General features: G+C 67.9%; 20 protein-coding genes and 1 pseudogene. 11 read left to right on the top strand and 10 right to left on the bottom strand.

What is annotated here, in order from left to right; translation table 11 throughout:
• The 4 genes and pseudogenes from ON39_RS50250 to ON39_RS37620 all read left to right on the top strand — a co-directional run.
• Positions 1-254: pseudogene (locus ON39_RS50250) on the top strand (hypothetical protein); the annotation flags it as partial.
• Positions 254-1,255 carry a proline racemase family protein gene (locus ON39_RS37630; RefSeq protein WP_040741302.1) on the top strand — a complete coding sequence of 334 codons (1,002 nt, stop codon included), beginning with the start codon at positions 254-256 and terminating at the stop codon, positions 1,253-1,255. The pseudogene ON39_RS50250 and the gene ON39_RS37630, both read left to right, overlap by 1 nt.
• A 35-nt stretch (positions 1,256-1,290) precedes the next feature.
• Positions 1,291-2,724, top strand: coding sequence for an amino acid permease (locus ON39_RS37625; RefSeq protein ID WP_051187604.1), 1,434 nt, complete (start codon positions 1,291-1,293; stop codon positions 2,722-2,724).
• A gap of 43 nt (positions 2,725-2,767) precedes the next feature.
• Positions 2,768-3,445: a GntR family transcriptional regulator gene (locus ON39_RS37620; protein WP_040741301.1), complete on the top strand. Its 678-nt coding sequence runs from the start codon at positions 2,768-2,770 to the stop codon at positions 3,443-3,445.
• Here the strand turns inward: ON39_RS37620 and ON39_RS37615 are convergent.
• Together ON39_RS37615 and ON39_RS37610 are read right to left on the bottom strand one after the other, a co-directional pair.
• Positions 3,442-3,900 (bottom strand): hypothetical protein, encoded by a 459-nt coding sequence (locus tag ON39_RS37615; RefSeq protein WP_040741300.1) that lies wholly within the window; start codon positions 3,898-3,900, stop codon positions 3,442-3,444. The two genes, ON39_RS37620 and ON39_RS37615, sit on opposite strands and share 4 nt — an antisense overlap.
• Positions 3,901-3,986: 86 nt before the next feature.
• Positions 3,987-5,138 carry a methyltransferase gene (locus ON39_RS37610; RefSeq protein ID WP_083894927.1) on the bottom strand — a complete coding sequence of 384 codons (1,152 nt, stop codon included), beginning with the start codon at positions 5,136-5,138 and terminating at the stop codon, positions 3,987-3,989.
• Between the two features lie 561 nt (positions 5,139-5,699).
• Between ON39_RS37610 and ON39_RS37605 the strand changes: the two genes are divergently transcribed.
• On the top strand, positions 5,700-6,392 hold the full coding sequence (locus ON39_RS37605; RefSeq protein WP_083894926.1) for an aquaporin: 693 nt from the start codon (positions 5,700-5,702) through the stop codon (positions 6,390-6,392).
• A gap of 4 nt (positions 6,393-6,396) precedes the next feature.
• Here the strand turns inward: ON39_RS37605 and ON39_RS37600 are convergent, their stop codons facing one another.
• Both ON39_RS37600 and ON39_RS37595 read right to left on the bottom strand, forming a co-directional pair.
• On the bottom strand, positions 6,397-6,951 hold the full coding sequence (locus ON39_RS37600; RefSeq protein WP_040741299.1) for a cysteine hydrolase family protein: 555 nt from the start codon (positions 6,949-6,951) through the stop codon (positions 6,397-6,399).
• A gap of 31 nt (positions 6,952-6,982) precedes the next feature.
• On the bottom strand, positions 6,983-7,441 hold the full coding sequence (locus tag ON39_RS37595) for an SRPBCC family protein (RefSeq protein ID WP_040741298.1): 459 nt from the start codon (positions 7,439-7,441) through the stop codon (positions 6,983-6,985).
• A 116-nt stretch (positions 7,442-7,557) separates the two neighbouring features.
• On the opposite strand from ON39_RS37595, the gene ON39_RS37590 reads away from it, so the two are divergent.
• From ON39_RS37590 to ON39_RS37585, 3 genes are all read left to right on the top strand, one after another.
• Entirely contained in the window at positions 7,558-8,931 is a 1,374-nt protein-coding gene (locus ON39_RS37590; protein WP_051187603.1) for an L-lactate MFS transporter, read from the top strand.
• Positions 8,928-9,068, top strand: a complete 141-nt coding sequence (locus tag ON39_RS49255; RefSeq protein WP_157195594.1) for an MFS transporter small subunit — start codon at positions 8,928-8,930, stop codon at positions 9,066-9,068. Before ON39_RS37590 ends, ON39_RS49255 begins: the two co-directional genes overlap by 4 nt.
• A 73-nt stretch (positions 9,069-9,141) precedes the next feature.
• Positions 9,142-9,993: a DUF1206 domain-containing protein gene (locus tag ON39_RS37585; RefSeq protein WP_051187602.1), complete on the top strand. Its 852-nt coding sequence runs from the start codon at positions 9,142-9,144 to the stop codon at positions 9,991-9,993.
• A 96-nt stretch (positions 9,994-10,089) separates the two neighbouring features.
• On the opposite strand, the gene ON39_RS37580 is transcribed toward ON39_RS37585, so the two are convergent.
• Positions 10,090-11,577, bottom strand: coding sequence for an ATP-binding protein (locus ON39_RS37580; protein ID WP_040741296.1), 1,488 nt, complete (start codon positions 11,575-11,577; stop codon positions 10,090-10,092).
• 192 nt (positions 11,578-11,769) lie between these two features.
• Between ON39_RS37580 and ON39_RS37575 the strand changes: the two genes are divergently transcribed.
• Complete coding sequence (locus ON39_RS37575; protein WP_040741295.1) at positions 11,770-12,459, top strand: NUDIX hydrolase; 690 nt, start codon at positions 11,770-11,772, stop codon at positions 12,457-12,459.
• Positions 12,460-12,859: 400 nt separating this feature from the next.
• Here ON39_RS37575 and ON39_RS37570 read toward each other — a convergent pair whose 3' ends face one another.
• Entirely contained in the window at positions 12,860-13,768 is a 909-nt protein-coding gene (locus ON39_RS37570) for an oxidoreductase (protein WP_040741305.1), read from the bottom strand.
• A 97-nt stretch (positions 13,769-13,865) separates the two neighbouring features.
• On the opposite strand from ON39_RS37570, the gene ON39_RS37565 reads away from it, so the two are divergent.
• Both ON39_RS37565 and ON39_RS37560 read left to right on the top strand, forming a co-directional pair.
• Positions 13,866-14,432, top strand: a complete 567-nt coding sequence (locus ON39_RS37565) for a TetR/AcrR family transcriptional regulator (protein ID WP_040741293.1) — start codon at positions 13,866-13,868, stop codon at positions 14,430-14,432.
• A 128-nt stretch (positions 14,433-14,560) separates the two neighbouring features.
• Complete coding sequence (locus ON39_RS37560) at positions 14,561-15,196, top strand: AAA family ATPase (protein WP_040741292.1); 636 nt, start codon at positions 14,561-14,563, stop codon at positions 15,194-15,196.
• 24 nt (positions 15,197-15,220) lie between these two features.
• On the opposite strand, the gene ON39_RS37555 is transcribed toward ON39_RS37560, so the two are convergent.
• From ON39_RS37555 to ON39_RS49250, 4 genes are all read right to left on the bottom strand, one after another.
• A complete protein-coding gene (locus tag ON39_RS37555; protein ID WP_146251061.1) occupies positions 15,221-15,901 on the bottom strand; it encodes a hypothetical protein in 681 nt (226 codons plus the stop codon).
• Positions 15,902-16,201: 300 nt separating this feature from the next.
• The gene (locus tag ON39_RS37545; RefSeq protein ID WP_040741289.1) at positions 16,202-17,131 is read right to left on the bottom strand and encodes a carbon-nitrogen hydrolase family protein; all 930 of its coding nucleotides are present in this window, start codon (positions 17,129-17,131) and stop codon (positions 16,202-16,204) included.
• Between the two features lie 35 nt (positions 17,132-17,166).
• On the bottom strand, positions 17,167-19,014 hold the full coding sequence (locus tag ON39_RS37540; RefSeq protein ID WP_040741288.1) for a cutinase family protein: 1,848 nt from the start codon (positions 19,012-19,014) through the stop codon (positions 17,167-17,169).
• A 202-nt stretch (positions 19,015-19,216) separates the two neighbouring features.
• Positions 19,217-19,396, bottom strand: a complete 180-nt coding sequence (locus tag ON39_RS49250) for a hypothetical protein (protein ID WP_146251060.1) — start codon at positions 19,394-19,396, stop codon at positions 19,217-19,219.
• Positions 19,397-19,847 lie beyond the last annotated feature (451 nt).

Raw genomic sequence — 19,847 nt, 5'->3', positions numbered from 1 at the left:
GGCTCGGCCCGTGTCAGGGCCGCATGTGCGCGGCGAACATCGAGGCACTGCGCGACCGGCCGTATGCCGATACGGCTGTCGATAAATTCAGTGCCACAACAGGTCTCGCCGCCGCCACCCCCACGTGGCGTCCACTCGCCGCTCCCGTGCGCCTACGCGAACTCGCCGAACTGGACGACGCCGCGTCACCGAAACCACCAGCCCCGGGCGCGTCCGCCCCGTCCACACCGCGACAAGACAAAGGACAGTCCTGATGCGCAGCACCATCGTCATCTCCGCGATCGACACGCACACCGAGGGCATGCCGACCAGGGTGATCACCGGCGGCGTAGGCACGATCCCCGGGGACACCATGGCGGCCAAGCGAATTCACTTCGCCGAGCACCTGGACGGCCTGCGCAGGCTCCTGGTGAACGAGCCGCGCGGTCACGCGTCGATGAGCGGGGCCATCCTGCAGCAGGCGACCACCGGCGACGGCCACTACGGCGTGCTGTTCATCGAGGTCAGCGGGCTGCTGCCGATGTGCGGGCACGGCACCATCGGCGTCGCGACCGCGCTGGTCGAGGCGGGCATGGTGCCGGTCACCGAGCCGGTCACCGAGATCCGGCTGGACACCCCGGCGGGGCGCGTCGTCGCCTCGGTCGCGGTCGGGGGCGGCCACGCCGACTCGGTCACCCTGCGCAACGTACCCGCCTACTGCGACAGCCTCGACAACGAGGTCGAGGTGCCGGGTCTCGGCCCGGTGCGCTACGACATGGCCTACGGCGGCAACTTCTACGCCATCGTGGATCTCGGCAAGCTCGGGCTGCCGTTCGACCGCGCGCACAAGGACCGGATCCTCGACGCGGGCCTGCGAATCATGGCGGCCGTCAACGAGTTCCGTCGCCCGGTGCACCCCGTGGACGAGCGCATCGCCGGATGCAAGCACGTGCTGTTCCTCGACCCCGCGTCCGAGCCGGCGCACACCCGCCACGCCATGGCCATCCACCCTGGCTGGTTCGACCGCTCCCCCTGCGGCACCGGCACCTCCGCGCTGCTCGCCCGCCAGCACGCCCGCGGCTTGCTCGCCGATGACCAAGTGCTACAGAACGATTCGTTCATCGGCACCACCTTCTACGCCCGCGCCGTCGAGACGACCACGGTCGGCGACCGGCCCGCCGTCGTGCCCGCGATCACCGGTCGCGCCTGGGTCACCGGCACGGCGAACTATCTGCTCGACCCCACCGATCCCTTCCCCGAGGGCTTCGTTTTCTAACCAGCACCACCGCTCCACCCGTGAAAGGCCAGTCAATGAAGACCGTCGTCACCAGCTCAGCACGCCCGCCGCTCACCGCGCGCGGCGTCATGCGCCGAATGCCGGTAACCCTCACCGACACAGGTGATTTCAAGAAAAGCATGGGCCTGTGGCAACTGGTCGCGCTCAGCCTCGGCGGACTGGTCGGCGCGGGCGTGTTCTCGCTGGCCGGCGTGGTGGCCAACGAGGTGGCGGGCCCCGCGGTGCTGATCTCCTTCGCCATCGCGATCATCGCCTCCGGCGCGGCCGGGCTCTGCTACGCCGAGTTCGCGGGCATGGTCCCGCGCGCGGGCTCGGCCTACACCTACTCCTACGTCGCGCTCGGCGAGATCATCGGCTTCATGATCGGCTGGGATCTGCTGCTCGAGTACACCGCCATCGTGTCCGTCGTCGCGATCGCGGTGTCCGGGTACCTGAACTACATCACCCACTACATCGGATTCGACCTGCCGACCTGGGCGCTCGGCGCGCCGGGCACCGGAGCGGGGCACCGGGTGGATCTGTTCGCCGTCCTGCTGTGCCTGCTGCTCGCGTTCCTGCTCTCGCGCGGGACCCGCGAATCCGCCCGCGTGCAAACGGGTCTCGTCGCGTTGAAGATGGTGATCGTCGCGATCGTGGTCGTCGCGGGCGCGTTCCACATCAAGGCGGGCAACTACCAGCCCTTCTTCCCGTTCGGCGTCGGCGGCGCGGTATCCGGTGCGGCCCTTGCCTTCTTCGCGGTCTACGGCTATGACGCGATGAGCGCGGCGGCCGAGGAGTCCAAAGACGGCAAGAAGCTGATGCCCAAGGCGATCATGATCAGCCTCGGCATCGCGTCGGTGGTCTATCTGCTGGTCTGTCTGGTCATCGTCGGGATGGTGAACTTCACCGACATCAACGTCGCGTCGCCGTTCTCCAGCGCGTTCGATACGGTCGGCATGGGCATTCTGGGTCTGGTCATCGCGGTCGGCGCGGTGGTGGGCGTCACCACGTCGGCGTTCGCCAATATGCTCGCCGTCACCAGGGTCGGCTTCGCGATGAGCCGCGACGGCCTGCTGCCGTCCTACTTCGCCAAGTCCAGCCCCGTCCGCAAGGTGCCGTCCCGGGTGATCTGGCCGGTCGGCGTCGTCTCGGCCTTGATCGCAGGCTTCCTGCCCATCCGCGAGGCCGCCGAGCTCACCAATGTCGGCATCCTGATGGCCTTCATCGTGGTGGCGCTGGGCGTCATGCGGCTGCGCCGGACACGCCCGGAGGTGGAGCGCCCGTTCCGCACCCCGTGGGTGCCGGTGGTGCCGCTGATCGGGATCGTCTTCTCGATCTGGCTGATCAGCCACCTCACCTGGGTCACCTGGCTGCGGTTCGTGGTCTGGCTGCTGCTCGGCCTCGCGGTGTACGTCGCGTTCGGCTACCGGCACTCGAAACTGAACGACGTTCAACGGTCACTAATCTGATAGAAGTGGTGCTCGCCCACAGGAGACGACCCGGAGCGCATTGATGATCGAACGGCTGGACATCCCCAAGCGGCCAACGCTGCGCGACCACGTGTCCGACGCGCTGCGCGCCGCGATCATCTCCGGTGAGCTGGAGCCCGGCGTGCTCTACTCGGCGCCGTGGCTGTCGGAGCGCTTCGGGGTCTCCCCCACGCCGGTGCGCGAGGCCATGCTCGACCTGGTCAAGCAGGGCCTCGTGGTCTCCGTGCCCAACAAGGGTTTCCGGGTCACCGAGATCTCCGACGCCGACCTCGACTCCATCGCCAAGATCCGGATGCTGCTGGAGCCGCCGAGCGTGCGGTCGATCGCCGGCCGCATTCCCGCGTCGGATGTTCCGGGCCTGCGCACGGCCGCGGACAAGATCGTCGACGCGGCCAAGCGCGGCGATCTCGTCGAGTACGTGGACGCCGACCGGCAGTTCCACCTCATGCTGCTCGACTACTGCCGCAATCCGCGGCTGTCGCAGATCGTCGGCGACCTGCGCTCGCAGACCCGGTTGTTCGGCCTCGCCGCGCTGGTCGAGCGCGGCGAGCTGGACAAGTCCGCGCAGGAGCACCACACCATCATCGATCTGATCGAGCAGCAGCGCGACGAGGAGCTGGAGCGCTTCCTGCGCAAGCACATCGGGCACGTGCGCGGTATCTGGGCGGCGGGCAACGCGGCCGACGAGGACGTCACCTAGAGCAGTTTGCCGCGCATTCTCCGGGTCTCCAGCTCGCTCGCCACGTCCGACTCGAGCAGGAACGCCGCAGTCCGGCGCGCGAGTGCGTCGGCCCACCAGAACGTGCTACCGATCTGCAGAGATCCGTTCGCATCGTGGTGCACGGCCAGGAACGACGCCAGCGTCCCCTTGCCCGCGACATGGAACACCGCGTGGATGTGCAGGCCGCCGCCCGCGTCGACGAGCAAGCCCATGGCCGGCTCGAGCTCGGTCACCACCCGGCGGGCCGCGCCGGGGTCGAGCGCCCGCACCGTCCACAACTCACCGATGCCCGGCGTCTTGAAGTGCTTGAACCTGCGGTCCTTGACCGACGGCTTCTTCGTCGCCGCCATGTGCACGGCCGAGGCGACCGTGGTGATCGGGGCCGCCGCGGTGAGCACCACGCCGACCTTCGCGGGAGCGATGAGTCCTGACATGGGGGTTCCTAAGGTAGGTCATCGTCGTGTGACCAACGTTAGGGATCGAAACAGACGGGGTGTATCCGTCGTTCGACCGACCCCGGTCAGGCTTTCGATCGTCCTGCCTTGCGCCCGAACACCATTGACGTCGGCCCGATCAGGTGACGCTGCCGGACGTCGGTGAAGCCCGCGTCCCGCAGCCAGCCGGCGCACTGGGCGGTGGTGGCCTCGAAGCCCTCGCGCATCTCGAGCATGATGTTCAGGCTGGACAGGTAGCTGACGAGGTTGTTCCTGCGGCCGGGGATGGACATGGCGTCGTAGACGAGCAGCGCGCCGCCGGGCGGCACGGCGTCGTAGGCCTTGGCGATCAATTCCCGTCGCACGGTCTCGCTGTAGCCGTGCAGCACGTGGCCGAAGCAGATGACGTCCGCGCTCGGCAGCGGGCCCTCGAACATGTCGCCCGGCACGAACTCGAGCCGGTCGCTCAGCGCGAACGATTCGACGTACTCCTCGAAGATGGGTCGCACGGCGGGCAGGTCGTAGCTGACCCCGCGAATATGCTTGTGGGTCAACGCGACCCGCACGGGCAAGGCGCCCTGGGCCGCACCGACATCCAGGAAGGTCCGGAACCGCCGCCACGGAAAGCGCGCGGCGATGAGCATCGCCTCGCCGGTCGAGATGCCCGTCATGCCTGCCAGGAACTTTCGCAGGGCCACCTCGTCGCCGTAGAGCGAGGAGAAGAACTCGCTCTCGCCCTGCTCCTCCTCGGCTTGCGGCTTCCCGGTCCGCAGCAGCTCCCCTAGGCCGGACCACAGATCGTAGAGCCGGGTGCTCGACAGCTCCATCAGGCCGCCGATGTAGCTGGGCTTGGCGCGGTCGAGGAACAGCGCGGCCTGCCGCGAATTCGCATAGCGCCCAGCACGATCGCGCCGCAGCAGGCCCAGGTCGACGAGCGCGCCGAGGAACGGCGTCGCCGCCCGCGGCTGCCAGTCCAGCCGATCCAGCAACTCCCGCTGCGTCATCGGACGCATCGCGAGCTCGGTGAACACGCCGGACTCGACCGCGGTGAGCACCACCCGGGAGGGCCAGAACCCCATCCCGGTCTCCAGTATCCGCTGCGGATCGGCGAAGCGCCGCAGCAGCGGGCCGCCGACGCGGCTCTGAAAAGCCCTCATCAGCAGCCGTTCCCGGCGAAGCTCGCCCGTGCGGGCGGGGTTGGGCTCGAGCGAACGCGGGTCTGCCACCGAGGTACCCATGCTTGGAGGATATCCGCAACCAGGGTCGGCGCGTGGGATTGTCGCGTTCCCGGGCGCTGCCAATTGCTTTGCGTCGCTAGTTATCTCGTTGCGTGCCCGTCGGTGTCCGAGCCATCGCCGGTGCGCGCCGCCTGCCCATAGCGGAACGCGAGCGGTAAAGGGGGGTGCTCGACCGGCTGAACCGCCCAGGGATGCACAACGTTTCACCTGACAGCAGGCGCTTGCGAGACGCTCGTCAGGCTGCCCGCGTGGCTGGAAGACGCGAGGAGTCAGGGAATGAACGAGCGATCCGCGACCTCGACGGCCTGTGCACCCGGTAGCGCTGTCCATGTCTGCCGCTTTCCGGTGGCGTATGACGCTGCGGCCGAGACTTTTTGGGTGTGCGGGCATTCGTTGCCGAGCCTCACTCGGGACGTCTCGGACTTCTGTGGGGAGACCTGCCTGGATCCCGACGGCCGGCTGCGTCGCCACGACAACGCCGCCGCCCTTCGGCGGGAGGCCGAACTGCGAACACCAGCCGAGAAACAGATAAACCGCTAGTTGAAAAGTGGAGATCGGACTATGGCTACCTCAGCCTCCACCGCGACGGCCCCGCGCAGGAACCTGGACGCACCCGGCCGGGATATCGCCCGCAAGCTCGCCGTCGAAGGGATCGGCACCTTCTTCCTCGTCTTCACGGTCGGAGCGGCGGTGCACAGCGGCAGCTCGCTCGCGCCGCTGGCGATCGGGGCGGCGCTCATGGTCATGGTCTACGCGGGCGGCCACATCTCCGGCGGGCACTACAACCCCGCCGTGACGTTGGCGGCGCTGGTCCGCGGCCGGATCGGGGCCGTCGCCGCCGGCTGCTACTGGGCGACCCAGGTGGTGGCCGGGCTGGTGGCGGCGGTGGTCGTGCGCCTCGTGATCGGCGGGGCGTCGGGCCGAGCCTTGAACCCGTCGGGTCATCCGCTCGCGGACGCGCTCGCCGCGGAGCTCCTGTTCACCTTCGCCCTCGCCTACGTCGTGCTCAACGTGGCCACCAGCGCCGATCACCCGAACAACTCGTTCTACGGGCTGGCCATCGGGTTCACCGTCGCCGCGGGAGCCATCGCGGTGGGCGGCGTCTCCGGCGGCGCGTTCAACCCCGCCGTGCTCTTCGGCGGCATGGTGATGGGCCTGTTCGGACCGTGGACGCTGCTCTACCTGATCGTCGAGCTGCTGGCCGGCGCCGCCGCCGGACTCGCCTTCCGCATGCTCAATCGCACCGACGTGTAACCGGTTACCCGGCGAACGTCACCTCCTCGGCGTTCTCGACGGCGGCGGTGCGGCCGGGGGCGGTCTCGTAGCGCCAGTAGAGATTGGTGTGGGCGATGACCTGATCCGGCGGCGGGGCGCCCCACTGGCTCTTGTCGAAGGTGGTGTGGGCGTCGGCGACCAGGGTGACGTCGTAGCCGCGGGCGAAGGCGCCGTGGATCGTGGACCGGACGCAGGCGTCGGTCTCCGCGCCGGTGACGACCAGGCGGCCGATTCCCGACCGGGCCAGCACCTCCTCCAGCTCGGTGTCCTCGAAGGAGTCGCCGAACCGTTTGTGCACCAAGGGTTCCGAGTCCTGACGGACGAGTTCCGGTACGTAGGCCCAGCTTTCGCTTTCCGGTATGAGTTCCTCGGAGGAGTGCTGAATCCAGACGACCGGGACGCCCTGTGCGCGCGCCTTGTCGACCAGGTCGCCGATCGTGGCGACGACGGCGTCGCGCCGGTAGGCCTCGCCCACGACGCCGTTCTGGACATCGATCACCAACAGGGCCGTGCCGGGACGGTCGGACAGGACGGTCATGAAGTTGCCTTTCGTTGGGGCACAGCCGATTTCATCCGCGCTCGGCGAGCTCGGCGAGGCGGTCGAGGGAGGCCATGAGCTTGTTCTCGGTGGTCGCGCGGGCGCGCACGAAACGCTGCTCGTCGGTCAGCTCCGACCAGTCGTAGGTGTGGGTGACGCGGGCGCTGGTCGCGTCGACGGGCTCGATCTCCCAGCGCCACAGGTGGCCCGGCTGGGGCTGCCCCGGCTCGGACGGCCGCCAGGCGATGCGCCGCCCCTCCTCGAACTCGACGACGTGGTTCTCCCGGTCCGAGCCGATGGTCAGCGTCGTCACGAAGACGTCACCCACCGCCCGAACTCTCTGCCCCGCAGCGGATTTCGCCAGGTTGTCGTTGCCGTCCCAGCGCGGCTGCTCGGCCGGGTCGGCGATCAGCTCGAAGATCCGGTCCGCGGGAGCGCTGATGACGCGGCTCGCGGTCACGATGCGCGAAGACTCGATGTTGTCCGTCATGCCTCGATCGAAGCACCCCGCGGCCGGGTTGCGCCAGACGCCGTCGCGTGCGAAGGGCGGCGCCGGGCGCCGTCGCGGCCCTATGATCGCCACACAGTGAGAGTGGAGATCGCCGCATGACCGCAGTCGCCGACGCAGGCACCACCGGATACTCCCGCGTCATCGCGCCGCCAGGGTGGAGCCGCTGGCTGGTTCCGCCCGCGGCGCTGTCCATTCATCTCGCCATCGGGCAGGCCTACGCGTGGAGCGTGTTCAAGCCGCCGTTGGAGAAGGCGATGGACGTCTCCGGCACCGGCAGCGCCCTGCCCTTCCAGATCGCCATCGTCATGTTCGGCCTCTCGGCCGCCTTCGGCGGGACGCTCGTCGAACGCCGCGGCCCGCGCTGGGCGATGACCGTCTCGCTGGTCTGCTTCTGCTCCGGCCTGCTGCTCTCCGCCGTCGGCGCGTTCGCGAACGCCTACTGGCTCATCGTGTTCGGCTATGGGTTCGTCGGCGGCATCGGTCTCGGCATCGGCTACATCTCGCCGGTCTCGACGCTGATCCGCTGGTTCCCCGACCGGCCGGGCATGGCCACCGGCTTCGCCATCATGGGCTTCGGCGGCGGCGCGTTGATCGCCTCGCCGTGGACCACCCAGTTGCTGTCGGCCTTCGGCAAGGACAATGTCGGGATCGCCGAGACGTTCCTGGTCATGGGCCTGGTCTACGCGGTGTTCATGTCGGTCGGCGTGGCGCTCGTGCGGGTGCCGCCGCCGGGTTGGCGGCCCGCGGGCTGGACGCCGAAGGCGAGCACGGCCAAGCTGATCAGCGAGCACGATGTCGCGGCGAACGACGCGATCCGGACGCCGCAGTTCTGGCTGCTGTGGATCGTGTTGTGCTTCAACGTGACCGCGGGGATCGGCATCCTGGAGAAGGCCGCGCCGATGGTGATCGACTTCTTCAAGCAGACCTCGACGCCGGTGACCGCGGCCGCGGCGGCGGGCTTCGTCGCGGTGCTGTCCGCGGCGAATATGGCCGGGCGGATCGGCTGGTCGTCGCTGTCCGACGTGATCGGCCGCAAGAACATGTACCGGATCTACCTGGGCGTGGGCGCGATCGCCTACGCGTCGGTCTGGTCGGTCGGCCAGAGCAGCAAGCCGCTGTTCATTCTCGGCGCGATGGTGATCCTGTCGTTCTACGGCGGTGGATTCGCCACGGTTCCGGCCTATCTCAAGGATCTGTTCGGCACGTATCAGGTGGGCGCGATCCACGGCAGGCTGCTCACGGCCTGGTCCGCGGCCGGGGTCGCGGGGCCGCTGATCGTCAACGCCATCGCGGATTCCGGTGCGCGGCACGGCAAGACGGGGCCCGAGCTGTACGGGACCTCCTTCGCCATCATGATCACCCTGCTCTGCGTCGGCTTCGTCGCCAACGAACTGATCCGCCCGGTGGCGGCGAAACATCATCGGCCGGTCCCTTCGCAGACCGTCGGCACGGAGGGAACCCCCGAATGAACGAGATCTCTTCACCCCCCGAAACCTCTGCGCCCCGGCGTCTTCCGCTGTTGGTCTTCGCGTGGCTGTGGGTGGCCGCGCCCTTCGCCTACGGCCTCGACCGCCTGATCGTGAACCTGCTCAAGCTCTTCCAGTAGTCCGGCCCGCTGTTTCGATCCGCCCCCGCCGGGTATCTGCCGGACGTTCGGTTAGACGGAATGAGGGCGTTCGATGAGTGGGTTGGCAGGGACAGAACGCGGCCGGTGGGCCGGGGGCGGGAACGCCTCGTACAAGGCGGAGCGGATCGCGCAGAACAGCGTGTTCGAGCGGTTCGCGCGGGCCGGGTTCGTCATGACGGGCATCGTGCACCTGTTCGTCGGCTATATCGCGATCCGCATCGCGCTCGGCGGGCGCGGCGGCAACGCCGACCAGTCGGGGGCGCTGGCCGAATTGGCCAGTAAGCCAGGCGGAATCATCGCCATGTGGTTCGGCGTCGTCGCGTTCCTGTTGATGGCGCTGTGGCGGCTCACCGAGGCGGTGTTCGGCAGCGCGTCCAAACCCGACGCCGACAGCACGAAGAAAGAGGTGTTCCGGCGGGTCAAGGCGGTCGCCCTCGCGGTCATCTACTTCTTGTTCGCGTTGTCCGCCTTCGGTTTCGCGCGCGGCAGCGGAAAGTCCAACTCGGAGAAGAGCACCGGTCTCACCGGACGGCTGATGCAGAACACGGCGGGCACGGTGCTTCTCGTCATCGTCGGCCTGATCATCATCGGCGTCGGCGGTTACCACATCTACAAGGGAGTGACCCGCAGATTCCTCCGGGACCTCCACAGCAACCCTGGCACCGTGGTCCGGCGCCTCGGCATGGCCGGCTACATCGCCAAGGGCCTGGCCGTGGCCGCCATCGGCCTCCTCGTCATCATCGCGGTAACCAACTCCGAACCCGACAAGGCCGCCGGCCTCGACGGCGCGCTGAAAACCCTTGGCGCGCAACCCTACGGCGTAATCCTCCTCATCATCGCCGGCCTCGGCATCATCACCTACGGACTCTACAGTTTCGTCATGGCCAGACACGCCAAGATGTAGGGACGGGGTTCGGTCCGGCGACGTGGCACTTCTCCGCTCGGTACGCGCATCCAGCGTTACTACCGTCGGAGCATGAAGACCGCGTCGCCGTGACCGCTACCGCACGTCGGAGTAGACTGTGTTCAAGTCGACCAGCAACACGTTGTCGCCTTCGTCCGGTCGCTGCCCCGGGCTGGTGCCGACGGCCCGAAGGTTCTCGTCGAACCCCGCTCCGCTGTAGCAGGCCAGCACCGTGCGGCTGGTGTCATACCCCTTGGCCGACAGCAACTCCCGCGCACGACGCAGACGATCCACATGCCCGATGGTCATAGTGCGATCCCACTTGACTTCTCCGAGAGACAAGATGCGTCGCGGTTGCCCGGTCTCCTCGGGCGCCAACACCGCGACGTCGACTTGGATCTGCCGCTTGCCCTGCGGATCGCTGACGGTGGCGGCAGCGACCAGTCCGGGCAGGTCGCCGAACACCTCCGGACCCACCGACATCGCCCACTCCCGGCAGATTCCCTCGAAATGCGGTCCCACCACCTGAGACAGGAACGTGGCGCGCGAATTGTGCCATGCCGCTTCGGAATTCCCCCGCTCCAGCCGGGTCCACTCCCGCCGCATGATCGCCTCGTAGAACACGATCAGCGGCTCGACCACGCGATACACCGACTTGCCCCGGGTGAACGGATCCGCTTCCCGAGTGACCAACTGCGCGTCCTCTAGCACCGACAGGGGATGCCCGAGGCCCGTCGAGCTCCGGCCGATGGCGTTCGCGATACCGCCGCGTGTCGTGTGCCCGCCGGCGATCGCGCCCAGCACCGCGTGATACAGGGCGGCGTCGCGTATCTCGGTCTCCTCCGCCAGCAGATATCGCGCCTCCCGGAACAGCGGCACCTGCGGATTGAGCACCGTACGCAGCACCCAGGAGTCGAAGTCCGCCAACGACTCCGGTGCGTCGCCCGCGACGAACTCCCGCCGGTAGGCAGGCGTCCCGCCGACGATCGCATGCACCAACACCGCCAACCGCGGATCCTCGATCCCCCAGAATCTGGCCGACTCCCGATAGCCGAGCGGCTTGACAATCAACTCCAGGCTCGCGCGCCCTCGCAACGGTGCCGTACCTGCCAGCAACCGCCCCATCACCGACATCGCCGAACCGCACAACAACACCCGCGAACCTGCCCGACGGGCATAGCCGCGCGGGTCGAGCGCGCGCTGCAGCACCGACGGCAACGACGGACTGGCCTTGATCAGATACGGAAACTCGTCGATGACGACGAGTCCCTCCCCTACCACCGCGAACAGCCGCTCCAGCGCCTCGTCCCAGTCTTGGAACGCATACCTGCCGCCGCCCGCGTACGCGGCCACCGCGGCGCCGAAACCCGCCAGCGCCTCGACCTCGGTCGCATCGGTCGCCGTGAAGAAGAAACCGCCGACCACCTCGGCCACCGCGTCCAGCAAGAAGGTCTTGCCCTGCCGCCGCCGCCCGCTGACGATGCCCAACCGCACATCCGTACTCGGTGACGTCGCGAACCGCACCAAACCGTCCCATTCACGATCACGGTTGAACACCCGCTCGGGCTTTGCTCCTGCCTTCATGGATATAACTATACTTCTAATAAGTACACTTATACACTATGTGCGCAGGTAGAAGACGTAAGTAGACCCGTGCATGTGCTTGGGTACGCCGGGTGGGTGGGTAACCAGGTGACTCGCGACGAGGGGCGGGATGCGGCGGCCCGGGGGCCGGTGGGACATTCGAGATGGCGGAGCTTGCGGCAAGATCTAGGTATGGGATCAGTGTTGCCCGGGAGTGTGCGGGAATTTCGCGAGCTTGCGCGGGCTCGGTTGGGCGAGTTTCCGCATAGCGAGGTTTCGGACGCGGGCGGGGTTCGGCGGGCGGCGGTGCTGCTGTGTGTCGTGGCGGATGAGGACGGGGCGCCGGCGGTGATCGTCATCAAGCGGGCCTACCGTGGGCGTAATGCCGGGCAGTGGGGGTCGCCGGGTGGGCGGCTGGATGAGGGCGAGACGGCTGAGCAGGCCGTATTGCGGGAACTGCGTGAGGAACTCGGGTTGGTGGCCACGCCCGCCGACCTGCTCGGCAGGCTCGACGACTTCCCGGCGTCCTCGGGGTTCGTGATCACTCCGTTCGTCGCGGCGTTGCCGGAGGGCGCGGAGCCGAAACCCAGTCCGGACGAAGTGCATTCGGTGCATATGGTGCGGCTCGACCGGCTCGCGGCGGACGACGTTCCGCACTGGGTGGCCCCGCACGAGGCAGTGCGGCAACCCGAGCTGCGCGCCGAGGCGGCGTCGGTCCCGGAGCATCGCGGTCTGCTCCAGATGCGGCTGGCCCCGAACATGACCATCCACGCCCCCACGGGCGCGCTGCTCTGGCAGTTTCGCGCGGTCGTGCTCCTCGGCCTCCCCCACACGGACGCACGCGTAGCCCACTTCACCCAACCCGACTGGACCCAGCACTGAACACGTCGGATGCGCGACCGCAGGAAGCGACATTCGATTCACGCGGCTCAAAGTTCCAGGGGCAGCTCGCACGGGTAGGCGGTTGCCATGGTCGGCGACGAACACCAGGACGATAGTTCAGCCGATGAGCGAGTCTCGGTGTCGCTCATCGCGGATCCGGGGAAACCTGCCGCTGTCGCCGATCACCTGACAAAATCGCTGCCCGCCCGCGACCATTCCGGCAATCACTTACCAGCACCGACCAATGCTCGCCATGGCGCCTGGGTATTCGCCGATGCTCATACGCGTGCGAGTCCAGCCGCCCAGGAGCGCATACCGGCTGGGCCGTCACCAACGGCGTACGCAGCGAACTGCGCCCGGATAGCTGACATTCCTACGCCGAGTAGCTTCCCGAGCAAGATCAGGGTTGGAAGGTGACCGCGGTGAGTCGTTCACTGTCGGCCCACAAACGCGCGCCCAACTCGGCATCCTCGGCGTCCTTCGGGAGTTTCGCGGGCGTCGGTGTGCCGGAGGTCTGGTCGCGTCCGGCCGGGCCGATGAATTCTCCGCTGGTGACGTCGGGGCTGGTGGCGGCGTAGAGCGAGGGCCAGGCGGCGCCGGCGGACGAACCCATCAGCACACGTGCTGCGAGCGGGGTGAACAGGCGGGTCAGCACTCCTGTGCCGTGTCGCTGCAGGCTGGTCATCGCCGAGCCGGGATGGACGACCAATGCCTTGACCGGTGTGTGGGCGATACGGCGCGCGAGTTCGAGGGTGTAGACGACGTTGGCGCGTTTGGACTTCGCGTACGCGGCCATGCCGCGGTAGCTGTTCTCGCTCATCAGGTCATCGAGCTTGCCGAGGGGCCAGCGTGCGGCGATCGCGCTGACGGTGACGACGCGGGCCACGGCCGAGCGGCGCACGGCGGGCCAGAGTTGGGCGTCGAAGGCGAAGTGGCCGAGATGGTTGGTACCTACCGTCATCTCGAACCCGTCGCGGGTGGGCTGGCGCGTAGGCAGATTCATCACCCCGGCGTTGTTGAACAACAAGTCGATGGTCTCGGTCTCGGCGACCCGCTGGGCCGCGCCGCGCACCGAGGCGAGGTCGGACAGATCCAGCAGCAAGGTGGCGGTCTCGGCCTGCGGTGCCGCGGCGCGCACTACCTCGACCGCCTCGTCGAGCTTCGACTGGTTACGGCCGGCCAGGATGACCCGCGCGCCGCGAGCGGCCAGTACGCGGGCCGTCTCCAACCCGATCCCACTGCCTGCGCCGGTGATCAGGGCGGTGCGGCCGCTCTGATCAGGGATGTCGTCTGGTGTCCAATGCGCCATGCGGATCACGTCCTCGTTGTTGAATGAATGTTCATTAGCTACCGTGTAGCGCGGCGTCCCGTTTGTCAAATGAACGTTCAATAACTAACTTCGGGGTGTGCGCACCAGGAATCCCGAAGCGAAACGGCAGCTGCTGTTCGACGCCGCGCTTTCCGAGTTCGCCGAGTTCGGCTTGGCGGGAGCACGCATCGATCGGCTGGCCAAACGCGCGGGAGTCAGTGCGGGACTGGTGTACTCGTTCTACAAGGGCAAAGACGAGCTGTTCGACGCCGTATTCGACATGATCGTGGATACGACGGTGGCGACCGTGCCGCTGGACGCGGACCGGCTGCCGGAGTACGCAGCGCAGCTCTACGACGTCGGCCTGGCCCATCCCGAGGTGATGCGGTTCCTGATGTGGTACCACCTGCTGCGCGGCGAGTCCGCCCAGCGCGCCTCGGTGGCCGAGTCGATGCGGGCGAAGGTCGAGGCAATCGAACAGGCTCAACACCGCGGGAAGGTGACCACCGCACACCCCGCCACGCACATCTTGGCCTTGGTGCTGACAGTGGCGAACATGTGGCACCAACCCGCGGAAGACATCGCGCGATTGGTACCGGCACCACAACGCCGCAGGCTCGTGTTGGACGCGGTCGCAACCCTGATCTCACCCACCGATACTTGAGATGTTCCGCTGGTAACGCACTTCCCTGCTGAGCAAATCACCGGCTCGAGGCGCGGAAGTGGAGTCGGTCCCGTTTGTTCTGTGGCGGCGCTGGTTTCGGCCGGGCTGGGTGCCCGATACTCGGTCGAGTGGATACCCGATCGGCGGTTGGTACGCGGCTGCGGCATGTTTGGTGGATCGGTGGGGGTAGTGGGGCGGGTAAGACGACGGTTGCGAGGCGGCTTGCTGCTCGGCACGGCTTGCGGGTGTACTCGACCGACGCGGCGATGCGCGAGCACTCGGCTCGCTGCACGCCGGCGGATGCTCCCGCGTTGAGCAGGTTCCTTGCCATGGATATGGACGAGCGCTGGGTGAACCGATCGCCGGCAATCATGCTGGAGACGTTTCATTGGTTCCGTGGCGAAGGGTTCGACTGCATTGTCGAGGATCTGTTGGCGTTGCCCGCCGAAACCGGCGTCCTCGCTGAGGGATTCCGCTTGCTGCCCCGATTGGTCGCACCACTGCTCACCGCGCCCGGTCAGGGCGTGTGGTTGCTGCCCACGCCCGAGTTCCGCCGTGCCGCGTTCGACCGGCGAGGCTGGGAAATCCCGGGCAGGACAGGCGATCCGGAGCGCGCCGCACGGAACCTGCTGGACCGTGACCGGATGTTCACCGACCGGCTTCGTGGCGAAACTCGACGCCTGCACCTGCCTACCGTCGAGGTGAGCACCGCGATGACCGAGGACGAGGTGATCGACACGGTGAGCCGAGTATTCCGCATGTGAATCCGCAGGTACTTCGGCAGCCACCTACTCCTCGAGCACGCCCGAACCCGCGGCGGGCCGGCGCCCGCGGTCGACGGTCACGGTGAAGACCCCGGGCCGGGAGTAGCCACGCCACTGTGTAGACGAGCCGCTCGCATTCCTCGAGTGTGGCGGCGGCGCGGGAGTCGGTGGCGTCCTCGTGCCGCCGGAGGTCGGCCGGTCTTGCCGTCGGCTCTCGGCGAGGGACATCATTTTCATATGTCGACCGAAGAGCAGGGCCACACCGGCGCCGACGGATCGGACCTCGCGCAGCGCGAAAAAGCTCTGGCCGACAGGGAAGCCGACCTTGTGCGCCGGGAAGCGCTGCTGCGGAGCCGAGAGAACGCGGTCGCTCTGCGCGAGCAGTCCGCGGACGAACGCCAGGTCGCGGCCGACAAGCGAGAGACCGCAGCCGACGAACGCCAGACCGCGGCCGACAAGCGAGAGACCGCAGCCGACGAACGCCAGACCGCGGCCGACAAGCGAGAGACCGCAGCCGACGAACGCCAGACCGCAGCGGACAAGCGAGAGACCGCGGCCGGCGAGCGGGATGAACTCGCCGATCGGCGCGAACGCAGTGTCGACGCTCGGGAAGACGTCGCCGGTGAGCGAGAACGAGCAGCTGACAAGCGCGAAGAACGTCTCGATACCCGGCAACGAGGGTTGGGGGGGACCAGACCACGGCATCGGGATGACACTCCATCCGGTCACACAGCGGACCTGGGAAGTAATCGATCGAAGCCGAGTCCTGTTGGAGGCGAGCTTGGAGCGCCTGGATCGCAGCAGGGCCGCACTGGGCCGCTCGAATATCAGAGACCGAGCTGAACAGGCCGAGATCGACAGTGCCATAGCCGAGAGTCAGCGCGAGCTCGGCGACCAGCGCGGTTCATCGGACGATTCCGACTCGCGCTCAGCACCGGCACCCGACCCGGATCGACGCGCCCCCAGCAGCGAATAACACCGTGTCCAGGTCAAGGGCGGCAGCGCCTAGTCCTCCACGAAAGCAGCGGCGGACCGGCGCCTGCGGTCGACGGTCACCGTGAACACGTCGGGCCGGGAGTAGTGCCCGGTCGGGTCGAAATTCTGCCGCTCCCTTGCTACTTCGGCGGGGTCGAGGTCGGCGATGACGAGGCGTTCCTCGCCGCTCACCGGCTCGACCAGCCAGTCACCGTTGGGGCCGGCGATGGCGGAGCCGCCGTCGTAGCCGGCCGGCTTGCCGAGGGCCAGGAGTTCGTCGCGGAGGGGGAAGTCCGCGGGGACGTCGGTGTAGTCGAGGACCGCGCCGACGGCGAGCGAGTAGACCCGGCCCTCCATGGCGATGAATCGGGTGATGTCCCTGGTGTTTCGGACGGAGCCGGGCCAGGTGGAGACGTGCAGGGTGGCGCCGTCGGCGTAGAGGGCGTGGCGGGCCTGCGGCATCCAGTTCTCCCAGCAGGACAGCCCGCCGACGCGGAACTCGCCGACGTCGTGCGCGCGCAGCCCGTGCCCGTCGCCGATCCCCCAGACCATCCGCTCCTCGTGGGTCGGCATGAGCTTGCGGTGCGCGCCGACCACGCCGCGCACGGGGTCGACGGCGACGAGGGTGCAGTACACCGTGCCGCGGACCCGCTCGGTGATGCCGAGGTAGCAGAACACTCCGAGGTCGGCGACGGCCTCGCGCACCGTGGCCAGGTGTGGGCCGTCGAGGGTGACCGCGGCGTCGAGATAGTAAGCGTAGGCGGCCTTTTGGACGGGATTGTCGAATCGTGCGCCGCCGGTGCGCGCGAGCCAGATCGGGTAGCCGGACAGGAACGTCTCGGGGAAGGCGACCAGGTCGGCCCCGGCCGCGGCGGCCTGGGTCAGATAGTCGACGACGATCTTCGTCCCGGCCGTGGGGTCGAGCCAGGCCGGGCGCGCCTGTGCCGCAGCGATCCGCATCCCCCGATGGTAATTGCGTTCCGGCGCGGCTTGTTTCAGTTCGCCTGACCTATCTGCCCGTTCAGCCAGTCGCCGAGCCATTGGATCGCGTTGCGGCCCGCCTCGTCGACGACGAGCGCGCCGTAGTTGATGTGGGCGTTGGACGAGAAGAAGGCCGCCGCGCTGAGCCCGTCGCGGAGCAGGGCGAGCAGGTTGATGCCTTTGCCCGGTGCGGTTTTCGCGAGCGCGCCGCTCAGGTCGCCGAGGTCGAGATGCTGCGCGTTGTCACTGGTGAACAGCCCGGTGACGAGCGAGGCCAACTCCAATCCGACGGGCGGTAGTCCGGAGAGCGCGGCGGCCGCCCCGGCCGGATCGGGCGCCTGACCGGGCGGCGGGGCCAGCTTCTCCAGCACCGACCACGCGATCTCCTGGACCTGACCGACCAGCGCGGCCATCCGCAGCACATCCACCTTGGCCAGGATCGAGGTCATCAGTGTCGCGATCTGGACGTAGCCCTGCGAGTTCGGGACGGTCGACAACACCTGCGCGACCGCTTTGAGGTCGGTGCTCGCGACCATCTTGACCAGCGGCGCGAACTGATTGTTCAGCGCGCCCGCGACCTGGTGTGCCCCTTGGGCATCCATCGCCGCCACCTTCTGCGGCAGCAGCGCGAGGTTGGCGAGGATCGCGCCGAAGTCGAGCGCGGTGACGTTGGCGACCACCTCGAGCGTCTGGTCGACCAGCTCGGTCGGCTTCAGCATGGCCAGGATCTTCGAGGCCGACGCGAGGACGGCGGCGGGCAGCTCGGCCAGCGGCCCGACCTGGCCGACGAGCGCATCGATCTTGATTGTCAGCGTGGCGACCTCGGGCGAGTCCACGCGGAGGGTGCGCACACCCTTGCTCAACAACCCGGTAGCGGTGTCGGCGATGGCGCTCGCCGCCGTCGCCGCGCCGGTCAGATCGGACTCGCCGACCTTCAGCAGCACCTCACCCGCGCTGTGCTCCGCCGAACCGTCGGGCGCCGCGGCCAAACGGTCCGTGGCTTCCGAGTCACGCAGGCCCGCAAGCGTTGTGATCGTGCCTTCCAGCTTCGCGGCGGTGTCGCGAACGCGCGTCACATTGATGCCGCCGGGATCGGTGAGACTGGCGGACAACTCGTCGACGGCGGTCCCGAGGCCGGGCAGGTCGGCCTTGGCCACGCCCACGGTGAGTGTCTTGGCCATGCTGGAGTTGCTCAGGACCTTGCTCAGCAGCGAACCGAGTCTGCCGAGCAGCGGGTTGTCGCCCTTCTTGATCGAGCAGTACAGGTCGCCCGGGTCGCAGATCGAGCTGACCCGCCCGGTGAGCTTGCCCATGCCCTGCGGCCGGGGATCGGCGATCCCGGAACCGGGGGTGTGCGGGCCGACGGGCGTCTCCCCCTTGGTGCCCGCCGCCGGATCGGCGATGAGCCCGACCGCGAGCACCCGATCCGCGGGCACGGGGCCGCGGTCGTTGCCGATCTCCGAGGCTACGTCGCCCGCGGCGTCCGCGCCCTGGCTGTACCCGGTGATGGTGAATTTCGCTGCGGGGCAACGGTTGTCGTACTCGCGCAGCGCCTTGCGGGCATTGACCAGCGCGGTGTTCTTGCTGTCGGCGTAGGTGCGCCCGTTGTCGAAGGCGCGGGCCATGTACGGGGTGAAGTAGATGTCGGACTTGGAGCCCTGCTCGCGCTGGATCGCCTCGGCGATCGGCCGGAGCATCCCGATCGGCCGCGCGGGGTCGGCGTGCTCGTTGGTCTCCCAGGTTCCCGGGATGAACAGGTTGAAGGTCTCCGCGCAGTCGGCGAGCTCCGCGGACATGGCGGAGGCGGGGGCCGCGACGGAGACGGCGGCGACGGCGACCCCTAGGGCGATGAACGACGCCATCACAAGACGAGGGGACGAATGCGGAACTGACATCTGAACCTCACAACCGAACTCGGCCGGTCGCTCATCGCCGAACGCGGAGGTCGGCCGATTCGACCGGAGGGCGGCAACTGGGGACGGTATCGCGCGAATCGCCGAGACGACTCGTACACATATTCAGCGCGGCCGCCGTCGGCGCCGCGCTGAATATGGCATTCTCCGGTCAGGACAAATGCCCGACCAACAGGCTGAGCAATTTGAGCGTCACCTTGGCCAAATCCAGTCCGGTGCCGAGTGATCCGGTCGAGGAGCCGCCGCCGCTGAGTGAATCGCCGCCGTCGCTGGATCCGGAACTGGCGGCGACGAAATTAACGGTGTCCATAACGCTGAGGAAAGTCGACATGTCTCGAACCGCCTGTCTTGTCACGGTATTGCACCGAGCAGCACCTGAGCTCAGGTGCCGGGATTTCGGGATGTTGGCAGCCACAAGATTCCCTTGGGATCCCCGCCACGTCCAGACGCTCAACTGGGGAACCGCTGACGCAGTGCGGCGTTCGAGGCGAACGACGGTGGCAGACCGGCGGGTTTCCTGTTCTCCCCAGTGCCGACTGGGGAGCGGTCCCGCGCACACTTTCCGCGAATCCGCACGCTCTCCGCAGATCCGGCCTCTCACATCCGATGCAGACCCCCCGGTAAGGAGTGCGGATTTCGGCAAAGAGTATCGCTTGGCCGGCGTCGCGGGAGGAGGACCAATGCTCACCATTCGCAACGAAAGTCGGCCAGGATTGCGAACTGCGCAATATTTATTGCGCCAGTTGCGGATTGGGCGGGGCTGGGACATTCTGGCCCGATCG

It is taken from the genome of Nocardia tenerifensis NBRC 101015 (assembly GCF_000308715.1).
GTDB classification, from domain to species: Bacteria; Actinomycetota; Actinomycetes; order Mycobacteriales; family Mycobacteriaceae; genus Nocardia; species Nocardia tenerifensis.
Note: the sequence above shows the minus strand (reverse complement) of the source record. Positions and strands in the feature narration are given on the sequence as shown.

What these genes read in the sequence shown, in the direction of transcription:
- ON39_RS37580 (WP_040741296.1), bottom strand. Translation starts at nt 11,577, where the DNA reads ATGAAGGCAGGAGCAAAGCCCGAGCGGGTGTTCAACCGTGATCGTGAA.
- ON39_RS37585 (WP_051187602.1), top strand. Translation starts at nt 9,142, where the DNA reads ATGAGTGGGTTGGCAGGGACAGAACGCGGCCGGTGGGCCGGGGGCGGG.
- ON39_RS37595 (WP_040741298.1), bottom strand. Translation starts at nt 7,441, where the DNA reads ATGACGGACAACATCGAGTCTTCGCGCATCGTGACCGCGAGCCGCGTC.
- ON39_RS37555 (WP_146251061.1), bottom strand. Translation starts at nt 15,901, where the DNA reads ATGCCGTGGTCTGGTCCCCCCCAACCCTCGTTGCCGGGTATCGAGACG.
- ON39_RS49250 (WP_146251060.1), bottom strand. Translation starts at nt 19,396, where the DNA reads ATGTCGACTTTCCTCAGCGTTATGGACACCGTTAATTTCGTCGCCGCC.
- ON39_RS37570 (WP_040741305.1), bottom strand. Translation starts at nt 13,768, where the DNA reads ATGGCGCATTGGACACCAGACGACATCCCTGATCAGAGCGGCCGCACC.
- ON39_RS37600 (WP_040741299.1), bottom strand. Translation starts at nt 6,951, where the DNA reads ATGACCGTCCTGTCCGACCGTCCCGGCACGGCCCTGTTGGTGATCGAT.
- ON39_RS37610 (WP_083894927.1), bottom strand. Translation starts at nt 5,138, where the DNA reads ATGGGTACCTCGGTGGCAGACCCGCGTTCGCTCGAGCCCAACCCCGCC.
- ON39_RS37545 (WP_040741289.1), bottom strand. Translation starts at nt 17,131, where the DNA reads ATGCGGATCGCTGCGGCACAGGCGCGCCCGGCCTGGCTCGACCCCACG.
- ON39_RS37625 (WP_051187604.1), top strand. Translation starts at nt 1,291, where the DNA reads ATGAAGACCGTCGTCACCAGCTCAGCACGCCCGCCGCTCACCGCGCGC.
- ON39_RS37615 (WP_040741300.1), bottom strand. Translation starts at nt 3,900, where the DNA reads ATGTCAGGACTCATCGCTCCCGCGAAGGTCGGCGTGGTGCTCACCGCG.
- ON39_RS49255 (WP_157195594.1), top strand. Translation starts at nt 8,928, where the DNA reads ATGAACGAGATCTCTTCACCCCCCGAAACCTCTGCGCCCCGGCGTCTT.
- ON39_RS37575 (WP_040741295.1), top strand. Translation starts at nt 11,770, where the DNA reads ATGGGATCAGTGTTGCCCGGGAGTGTGCGGGAATTTCGCGAGCTTGCG.
- ON39_RS37605 (WP_083894926.1), top strand. Translation starts at nt 5,700, where the DNA reads ATGGCTACCTCAGCCTCCACCGCGACGGCCCCGCGCAGGAACCTGGAC.
- ON39_RS37620 (WP_040741301.1), top strand. Translation starts at nt 2,768, where the DNA reads ATGATCGAACGGCTGGACATCCCCAAGCGGCCAACGCTGCGCGACCAC.
- ON39_RS37590 (WP_051187603.1), top strand. Translation starts at nt 7,558, where the DNA reads ATGACCGCAGTCGCCGACGCAGGCACCACCGGATACTCCCGCGTCATC.
- ON39_RS37630 (WP_040741302.1), top strand. Translation starts at nt 254, where the DNA reads ATGCGCAGCACCATCGTCATCTCCGCGATCGACACGCACACCGAGGGC.
- ON39_RS37540 (WP_040741288.1), bottom strand. Translation starts at nt 19,014, where the DNA reads ATGGCGTCGTTCATCGCCCTAGGGGTCGCCGTCGCCGCCGTCTCCGTC.